At 73.4% G+C, this 9,050-nt stretch carries 9 protein-coding genes; all 9 read left to right on the top strand.

All coding sequences use genetic code 11. The annotated features are described in order from the left end of the window. Nucleotides 1-539: 539 nt before the first annotated feature. The 9 genes from PV350_RS25875 (at nucleotide 540) to kynU (ending at nucleotide 9,050) form a co-directional block, all read left to right on the top strand. Nucleotides 540-1,085, top strand: a complete 546-nt coding sequence (locus tag PV350_RS25875) for a DUF2617 family protein (RefSeq protein WP_499512652.1) — start codon at nucleotides 540-542, stop codon at nucleotides 1,083-1,085. Nucleotides 1,086-1,194: 109 nt separating this feature from the next. Next, entirely contained in the window at nucleotides 1,195-2,763 is a 1,569-nt protein-coding gene (locus tag PV350_RS25870; RefSeq protein ID WP_500336362.1) for a polyamine aminopropyltransferase, read from the top strand. 57 nt (nucleotides 2,764-2,820) lie between these two features. Continuing rightward, complete coding sequence (locus tag PV350_RS25865) at nucleotides 2,821-3,702, top strand: SRPBCC domain-containing protein (protein WP_499512650.1); 882 nt, start codon at nucleotides 2,821-2,823, stop codon at nucleotides 3,700-3,702. A 10-nt stretch (nucleotides 3,703-3,712) separates the two neighbouring features. Further along, nucleotides 3,713-4,543 (top strand): aldose epimerase family protein, encoded by an 831-nt coding sequence (locus PV350_RS25860; RefSeq protein ID WP_499512649.1) that lies wholly within the window; start codon nucleotides 3,713-3,715, stop codon nucleotides 4,541-4,543. Nucleotides 4,544-4,553: 10 nt separating this feature from the next. Beyond that, nucleotides 4,554-5,093 carry an orotate phosphoribosyltransferase gene (gene pyrE / locus PV350_RS25855; RefSeq protein ID WP_499512648.1) on the top strand — a complete coding sequence of 180 codons (540 nt, stop codon included), beginning with the start codon at nucleotides 4,554-4,556 and terminating at the stop codon, nucleotides 5,091-5,093. Between the two features lie 190 nt (nucleotides 5,094-5,283). Next, the gene (gene fbaA, locus PV350_RS25850) at nucleotides 5,284-6,306 is read left to right on the top strand and encodes a class II fructose-bisphosphate aldolase (protein WP_499512647.1); all 1,023 of its coding nucleotides are present in this window, start codon (nucleotides 5,284-5,286) and stop codon (nucleotides 6,304-6,306) included. A 74-nt stretch (nucleotides 6,307-6,380) separates the two neighbouring features. After that, nucleotides 6,381-6,794 carry a DUF3151 domain-containing protein gene (locus PV350_RS25845; protein WP_499512646.1) on the top strand — a complete coding sequence of 138 codons (414 nt, stop codon included), beginning with the start codon at nucleotides 6,381-6,383 and terminating at the stop codon, nucleotides 6,792-6,794. 206 nt (nucleotides 6,795-7,000) lie between these two features. Next, nucleotides 7,001-7,834: a tryptophan 2,3-dioxygenase family protein gene (locus PV350_RS25840; RefSeq protein WP_500336359.1), complete on the top strand. Its 834-nt coding sequence runs from the start codon at nucleotides 7,001-7,003 to the stop codon at nucleotides 7,832-7,834. Then, complete coding sequence (gene kynU, locus PV350_RS25835) at nucleotides 7,827-9,050, top strand: kynureninase (protein ID WP_500336358.1); 1,224 nt, start codon at nucleotides 7,827-7,829, stop codon at nucleotides 9,048-9,050. The genes PV350_RS25840 and kynU overlap by 8 nt, the downstream gene beginning before the upstream one ends.

The following is a 9,050-nucleotide window of genomic DNA, read 5'->3' as shown; positions in this document are numbered from 1 at the left end:
TCACTTTTATCGACCCGACGGCTCTATTCGCGTAGTCGACAGGTCTCGTGGGCCTGGAGATGTGTATTAGAGACAGGAGCTTCTCCCCCCGCCGCACGCGCCCCAGCGCCCGCAGGACTGCTGGCCACCACGGGGGAGGCCACCACTCCTGCGGCGGCGGGAGCTCGTGCGGCGGGGGGAGCAGCTCGTGCGGCGGGGGCGGCGGTGGCTGTGGCGGCGGTGGCTGTGGCGGCGGAAGCTGACGATACGAAATTGCGTATTGCCCGTGCCGAATCGCATATGCGCCCGGCGGGTTACTCACCCGTCGGGCGCATTTGTAGTGAACACCTGAACCCGTCCGGGCCCTTGCGGATGTAAAGGGGGTGGAGATGGGTAAAAACGCTGAAGGCGACGCGCCATTCATGATTGCGTATTCACCGACCCCTCGTGGGCACGAGCCGACGGACGTTCTCCCCCACAGGCGCGGGTCGGCGCGTCCTCTCCCCCCATGCCCGTGACCTCCCCTCGCTTGCTCGCGATGTGCCTGCGGAGCCGACTTCATGCTCACCATGCTTCAGACTGCCTACACCGACACCCGCGCCGGCGACCTGGCCTGGTGTCTGGGGAAGGACGAGCTGCCGGCGCTCGCCGTGCTCGACCGCGAGCTCCCGGGCGCCGGTTCCGGTGCGCCCGCGGCGCCCGCCGCCCCCCGCGTCCAGGTCCAGCTGCGGCTGCTCGGCGCCTCCCACCAGGTCATCCTGGACTCGGCCCGCGGCCGCTGCTCGGAGACCGTCGCCTGCCTGCCGGGCACCAGCGCGCCGCTGCCGTTCGGTGTGGCGCGGCGGATCGCCGGCTGGGACTACGAGTTCGCGGCGCGGATCGAGACGCTCTCCCGGGGGGGCTTCGCGGGGCGGGCGCAGGAGCTGCTCGCGCTGGTGGCCGATCACCCCAATGGCCTCGCGGGGACGTTCCCGGGTGATCCGCACGCCTTCACCGCGATGCTCGTGCAGTACCGCGGCGGCAGCGTCCTGTGGCGCACCTGGCACGCGTACCCCCAGGAAGGACGCCTGGTGGCGACCCGTTCGACCCTCAGCGCGCAGCCGTGAGCGCGGTGGTACGCCCGTGGCCGGCACGGCGTCAACGCGCCGCCAAGTGCCACGAATTGCACTCCTGTGGGTGACGTGGACCGCCATATACCTGACATAGCGTGCAAGCATGATCGACCAGTCCACCTCCCGTACGGCCCGGGCCGCCCCGCGCGCCTGCAGGCTGCGGCTCCCCGTCCCGGTGGCCGCGGCCAGGGCGCTGGTCCTGGCCGCGGTCTTCGTCTGCGCCGCCTGCGGCCTGGTGTACGAGCTCGAACTGGTCGCGCTCGCCTCGTACCTGGTCGGCGACTCCGTGACGCAGGCCTCGATCGTGCTGTCCGTGATGGTCTTCGCCATGGGCGTCGGCTCCCTATTGGCCAAGCGGCTCAGCTGCGCGCCGGCGATCGGCTTCGCGGCCGTCGAGATCGTGCTGGCGCTGGTCGGCGGGCTCTCGGTGATGGCGCTGTACGCCAGCTTCGCCTGGTTCGGCCAGTCCCGGCCCGCGATGGCGGTCTTCGCCTTCGCCATCGGCGTGCTGATCGGCGCCGAGATCCCGCTGCTGATGACGCTGATCCAGCGGGTCCGGCGGCAGGACGCGGGCGGTGCCGTCGCCGACCTCTTCGCCGCGGACTACGTGGGCGCGCTGGTCGGCGGGTTGGCCTTCCCCTTCCTCCTGCTGCCCTGTTACGGCCAGCTGACCGGGGCGCTCGTCACGGGCGCGGTCAACGCCGTGGCGGGCGGCGCCATCGTGCTCTGGCTCTTCCGCAGTGACGTCACGCCACGTGCCCGGGCCCGGCTGATCGCCGCCAACCTCGTGGTCCTCGCGGTGCTGGCGGCGGCGGCCTGGGCCGCCGGGCCGTTCGAGCGGGCGGCCCGGCAGGCGGTGTACGGCGGCGACGTGCGGCTCGCCGAGCAGACCGCCGTCCAGGAGGTCGTGCTCACCTCGGCTCCGTTGCAGCTCTTCCTCGACGGCCGGCTGCGGGTCCGCGGCCGGGACGAGTACCGCTACCACGAGGCGCTGGTGCACCCCGCCATGGCGGGCCGGCACCGCCGGGTGCTGATCCTCGGCGGCGGCGACGGGCTCGCGCTGCGCGAGGTGCTGCGTTACCGGGGGGTCGGCTCGGTGACCCTGGTCGACCCCGACGCCCGGCTCCTCGCCCTGGCGCGGGACGACCCCGCGCTGGCCCGCCTCAACCGGCACGCCTACCGCGACCCCCGGATCGAGGTGGCGGCCGCGGACGTCTTCGACTGGCTGCGCCGGGAGGGGCCGCCGCGACCGCCGGGCGGGTACGACGTCGTGCTCGCCGACCTCCCCGACCCGGGGATCTCGCGCAGCGCCAAGCTGTACTCGCAGGAGTTCTACGGGCTGGCCGGGCGCGTGCTCGCCCCGGGCGGGCGGCTCGCCGTGCACGCGGGAGCGCCCGGCGCCGCCCGGCGCGGCTTCTGGACCGTCGACGCGACGGTACGGGCGTCCGGGCTGCGCACCGCCGACTACTGGATCGGCACCGGCCGCGGGGACGAGGACTGGGGCTTCGTCCTCGCCGCCCGGCACCGCGCCCCGGCCCCGCGGCTGCCCGCGGACGCGCCGCGGCTGCGGTCGCTGTCCCCCGCCGCGCTCGCCTCGGCGGTCCGGCGGGCCGCGCGGTCCCCGCTGCGTGACCTGCCCCCGTCGACGCTGATGCATCCGCGCTCCGGGTGAGGGCGAACCGGCGGGGAATCGGCACCGAAGCACCGCCCGGCGGATTAGGCTCGCGGCATGGAGCCGCATGAGGTGTTCGTTCCGTTTCCGGCCGAAACCATTCGCCGGTCCCTCGCCGACCTGGAGCGCGTGGCGCGCTGCGTGCCCGGCCTCCAGCGGGACGCCGGCGCCGAGGAAGGGCTCGCCGGCCGGCTGAGGCTCCGGATCGGCGGCTCGACCATCACCTACCGCGGCACACTGCGACTGGTCCCGCGCGGCGGCGGGCTGGCCGTCGAGGGCGAGGCGGTGGAGTCGCGCGGCGCGGGCACGGTCAAGCTGGCGCTGGAGCTCGGCGTGGACGCCGTGTCGGGCGGCGCCCTGCTGACCTTCAGCGGCACCGTGCAGGCCGACGGGCGGCTCGGCGAGTACGAGGAGGCGACGGTCACCGCCGCCGGCCACCGCCTGCTGGACCGTTTCGTCGCCGCGCTCACCTCCGACCTGGAGGAGCAGGCACCGGCGGGGGCGCCCGAGCCGGCCGTGGAGGACGCCGGTGCCGAGGACCTCGCCGACGACCTGCCCGCGCAGCTCGACGAGTTCGCCGGGCACGACGCCCAGGAGCTGCGTGAGCTGGAGGAACTCCCCGAGCTGGAGGACGCGGACGGCGCGGAGGCCGTCGGCGAGGTGCTGCCCGGAGCGGAGGCGGTGGCCAGGGTCCCCGAGGACCCGGCCGGCATCGACCTGCCCGCGGAGGCCGCGCACGCCCGCCGCACCCTGATCGGCCGCAGCGCCGAGGAGGTCGACCACGCCCCGCCGCGCGGCCGCTACGCCCCGGTGCCCGCACCGCAGAGCGGCGCCGCGGCCGCCTCGCTGCGCCGTTACGCGCCGGCCGCGGCGGCGCTGCTGCTGTCGGCCGTGGTCGCGGGGCGGGTGCTGCGGCGACGCAGGCGCTCGTTCCCGTAGGGTCTGTGCCGTGGCCACGGATGAGACCCCTGACGGGCGAGACGACGAGCACGCAGTCCAACTCGAAGCCGGACCGGCGCGGCTGACGATCCTTCCGGATCTCGGCTGCCGAGTCGGCTCGCTGACCGTCGGCGGCGTCGAGCTGCTGCGGCAGGGCCCCAACTTCGGGTCCTTCCCGATGGTCCCGTGGTGCGGCCGCACTCGGGACGGGCAGTTCCGCAACGGCGGGGTGCTGCACCAGATGCCGCGGGACGCGGGCCCGCACGCCATCCACGGCACCGGCCGGCACGTCGCCTGGCAGGAGGCCCCGGGCGCCACCGGCACCAGCGCCTGCTTCTACTACGACCTGGCCGAGCCCTGGCCGTACAAGGGCCGGGTCAGCCAGCGCTTCGAGCTGTCGCAGGACCGTCTGGACCTCACGATGAGCGTGGAGACCACGGACGACTCCTTTCCGGCCCAGGCCGGCTGGCACCCCTGGTTCCTGCGCAACCTCGGCCGGGGCGGGCAGGACGCCCTGATCGACTTCACCCCCGGCTGGATGGAGGAGCGCGGCGAGGACCACCTGCCCACCGGCCACCGGGTGGAGCCGGGGCCCCGCCCCTGGGACGACTGCTTCGGCATGCCGGACGGTGTGGACGTCACCCTGACGTGGCCGGGCGAGCTACGGCTGCGGATCACCAGCCCCGCCGAGTGGGTCGTCGTCTACGACGAACAGCCCCCGGCCATCTGCGTGGAGCCGCAGTCGGGCCCCCCGAACGGGCTGAACACCGCGCCGCGCCTGGTCACCCCGATCGACCCGCTGGAGATGCGCGCCACCTGGGCCTGGGAGCCGCTGGGCTAGGCTCGTGGCCATGAGCGACGCGCGTGATGCCCTGCTGCAGCAGATCAAGGACAAGGCCGTGGTGCACGGCAAGGTGACCCTCTCCTCGGGTCTCGAGGCCGACTACTACATCGACCTGCGCCGGATCACGCTGGACGCCGAAGCCGCTCCGCTGGTGGGTCAGGTGATGCTCGACGCCACCGCCGACCTGGACTTCGACGCCGTCGGCGGGCTCACCCTCGGCGCCGACCCGGTCGCCACCTCGATGCTGCACGCCGCCGCGGCCCGCGGCCGCCGGCTGGACGCCTTCGTGGTGCGCAAGGCGCAGAAGGCACACGGCATGCAGCGCCGCATCGAGGGGCCGGACATCAAGGGCCGCCGGGTGCTGGTGGTCGAGGACACCTCGACCACCGGTGGCTCGCCGCTGACCGCGGTGGAGGCCGCGCGCGAGGCCGGCGCCGAGGTCGTGGCCGTCGCCGTGATCGTCGAGCGGGGCGCCGCCGGGGCCATCGCGCAGGCCGGTCTCCCGTACGTCCGCGCCTTCGGTCTGGACGATCTCGGCCTGGGCTGATTGGCCGTCTGACCTGCGCTTTCCCTCAGGGGTGAAGGGTTTCACGTGAAACCCTTCACCCCTGAGGTATGTCCGTGCTGCGCAGTGTGTGGAGCTCTCGCGCAAGTCTGCCAAGATGGGGGCGACGATGACGTCGATCCCAGGTCAGGGTCACTCACCGAACAACCCGCACATCACAAGGAGCGGACAGATGCCCATCGCAACCCCCGAGATCTACAACGAGATGCTCGACCGGGCGAAGGCCGGCAAGTTCGCCTACCCGGCCATCAACGTGACCTCGACCCAGACCCTGCACGCCGCGCTGCGCGGCTTCGCGGAGGCGGAGAGCGACGGCATCGTCCAGATCTCGACGGGCGGCGCCGAGTTCCTCGGTGGCCAGTACAAGAAGGACATGGTCACCGGTTCGGTGGCGTTGGCCGAGTTCGCGCACGTCGTCGCCGAGAAGTACCCCGTCAACATCGCGCTGCACACCGACCACTGCCCGAAGGACAAGCTGGACGGCTACGTGCGCCCGCTGCTGGCGATCTCCCAGGAGCGCGTGGCGGCCGGCCGCAACCCGCTGTTCCAGTCGCACATGTGGGACGGCTCCGCCGAGACCCTCGACCACAACCTCGCCATCGCCCAGGAGCTGCTGGCCGAGGCGGCCAAGGCGAAGATCATCCTCGAGGTGGAGATCACTCCCACCGGCGGCGAGGAGGACGGCGTCACCCACGAGATCAACGACAAGCTGTACACCACGGTCGAGGACGCCATCCGCACCGCCGAGGCGCTGGGCCTGGGCGAGAAGGGCCGGTACCTGCTCGCCGCGTCCTTCGGCAACGTCCACGGCGTCTACAAGCCGGGCAACGTCGTGCTCCGTCCCGAGCTGCTGAAGGAGCTCGCGGAGGGCGTGGCCGCCAAGTTCGGCAAGCAGGACCCGTTCAACTTCGTATTCCACGGCGGCTCCGGCTCCACCAAGGAGGAGATCGCCACCGCGCTGGAGAACGGCGTGGTCAAGATGAACATCGACACCGACACGCAGTACGCCTTCACCCGCCCGGTCGCGGACCACGTGCTCCGCAACTACGACGGCGTGCTGAAGATCGACGGCGAGGTCGGCGACAAGAAGACCTACGACCCGCGCAGCTGGGGCAAGCTGGCCGAGGCCGGCATGGCCGCCCGCGTCCTCGAGGCCTGCCAGGACCTGCGCTCCGCCGGCACCAAGCTCAAGTAACCGCCCCGCACGGCGGTACGCACCGGGCCCGGCCCTTCCACGCGGAGGGCCGGGCCCCGGCCATACTGGAACCCATGGCCATTCACGAGAACCTGCTCGGGGGACCGCCCCCGACGAACCTGCCCGACGACCCCGAGCCGCGCGAGCTGCTCGCCTCGGGAGCGGCCCCCTCCGAGGTCGCCGCCAAGTACCCGGTGTCCTCCCTGGCCTGGGCGCAGCTCGCGGACGACGCCTTCGAGGGCGGCCGGGTCGTCGAGTCGTACGCCTACGCCCGCACGGGTTACCACCGCGGCCTGGACGCGCTGCGCCGCAACGGCTGGAAGGGCCACGGCCCGGTGCCCTGGGAGCACGAGCCCAACCGCGGCTTCCTGCGGGCCCTGCACGCCCTGGCGCGCGCCGCCCAGGCGATCGGCGAGCAGGAGGAGTACGAGCGCTGCAGCACCTTCCTGCGGGACTCCTCCCAGACCGCCGCCGACACCCTCGGCTGAGCCACCGCCCCGCCGCCGACCACGGCATCCACCCCCGACCTGTCCGGCGCGCGCGCCGGGCAGGTCTTGCCGTAGCGTGCTCTGACCACGCATGATGCCCGTTGGGCCCGGCGCCGGTAGAGCGCGGGCCCGAGGGGACCGGGGTCCCGCCGCGACGGCGCGCGGGACAGACCGCTACCCGGTAGCTCGTATCCACGGAGACACCGATGTCCCACCGCCCCGACGTTTCCCAGGCGGCCCCCGAGGCCCCGAACCTGGACTTCGAAGGGACCACCCCGTACGAGGACTACGTCCAGGCCGACGTCCTCACCCATCTGCAGCACCCCCGCTCCGACGACCCCGGCGAGATGGTCTTCCTGGTCACCACCCAGGTCATGGAGCTGTGGTTCACCGTCATCGTGCACGAGTGGGAGACCGCCTCCCGTGCGCTCGCGGCCGACGACCTGCCCACCGCGCTGGCCGCGCTCAAGCGCAGCACCTACGAACTGCAGTCGCTCAACGCCTCGTGGGAGCCGATCGCCCACCTCACCCCGGCGCAGTTCAACGCCTACCGCGCCGCCCTCGGCGAGGGCTCGGGCTTCCAGTCCGCGATGTACCGGCGCATGGAGTTCCTGCTCGGCGAGAAGTCCGCGTCGATGCTGGTCCCGCACCGCGGCGCGCCGCGGGTGCACGACGAGCTGCAGAAGGCGCTGCACGAACCCAGCCTCTACGACGAGGTGCTGCGGCTGCTGGCCCGCCGCGGCCACGACGTCCCGCAGCGCGACGACCTCTCGCAGCGCTACGAGGCCGACCCGGCGGTCGAGCGGGCCTGGCAGGCCGTCTACGCCGGTGACCAGGAGGACGAACTCGTCCGGCTGGGCGAGGCGCTGACCGAGGTGGCCGAGCTGGTGTGGCGCTGGCGCAACGACCACCTGGTGGCGACCCGCCGCGCGATGGGCGCCAAGACCGGCACCGGAGGCTCCGCCGGGGTCTCCTGGCTGGAGAAGCGCGCGACCAAGAACGTGTTCCCCGAGCTCTGGACGGCCCGCAGCCATGTCTGACGCGATGAAGCCCACCGAGTCCCCGGCGGCGCGGGCCGCCCGCCTCGACACCGCCGACGAGCTGGCCAAGCTCCGCGACCGCTTCGTGCTGGACGACGTGGTCTACCTGGACGGCAACTCGCTGGGCGCGCTGCCCGCCGGGGTGCAGGACCGGATGGCGGACGTGGTCGCGCGCGAGTGGGGGCAGATGCGCATCCGCTCCTGGACCGAGAGCGGCTGGTGGACGGCGCCGGAGCGGATCGGAGACCGCATCGGCGCGCTCGTAGGCGCCGCCCCGGGCCAGGTCGTGGCCGGCGACTCCACCAGCGTCAACGTCTTCAAGGCCGTCGTCGGCGCCGTCCGGATGGCCCGGCAGACCGATCCGGCCCGTGACGAGGTGCTGGTCGACGCCGCCACCTTCCCGACGGACGGGTACATCGCGGAGTCCGCCGCCCGTATGACCGGGTGCGCGATCCGCGCGGTCGACGCCGCGGAGGTCGCCGCCGCGGCGGGCCCGCGCACCGCCGTCGCGCTGGTCAACCACGTGGACTACCGCACCGGCCGGCTGCACGACCTGCCGGCCACCACCGCCGCCGTGCACGCGGCCGGCGCCCTGGTGGTCTGGGACCTCTGCCACACGGCCGGGGCCCTGCCGGTCGGCCTGGACGAGCACGGCGTGGACCTGGCCGTCGGCTGCACGTACAAGTACCTCAACGGCGGCCCCGGCGCGCCCGCGTACCTGTACGTCCGCCGTGACCTGCAGCCGCGCTTCGACTCCCCGCTCCCCGGCTGGAACTCCCACCGCGACCCGTTCGCGATGGAGGCCGCCTACCGGCCCGCCGACGGCAGCGTCCGGGGCCGGGTCGGCACCCCGGAGATCCTGTCGCTGCTGGCGCTGGACACGGCCCTCGACGTCTGGGACGGCGTGTCCCTGGACGCCGTGCGGGCCAAGAGCCTCGCCCTCACCGACTTCTTCCTGGAGTGCGTCGCGGCGTACGTGCCGGACGGCGCCGTACGGTCGGTCACCCCGGCCGCGCACGCCGAGCGGGGCAGCCAGGTCGCGCTGCGTTGCTCCGGCGCGGGCGCGGTGATGGGGGAGCTGATCGCCAGGGGCGTCGTCGGCGACTTCCGCGAGCCGGATATCCTCCGCTTCGGATTCACCCCGCTGTACACGCGCTTCGCGGACGCCGAGCGGGCGGCGCGGGTGCTGGCCCAGGTCCTGGAAGGGACGCGGTAA

Source organism: Streptomyces sp. PA03-6a (assembly GCF_033792765.1).
In the GTDB taxonomy this organism is placed as follows: Bacteria; Actinomycetota; Actinomycetes; order Streptomycetales; family Streptomycetaceae; genus Actinacidiphila.
The sequence above is the reverse complement of the archived record's forward strand: the minus strand, read 5'-3'. Positions and strand labels throughout refer to the sequence as shown.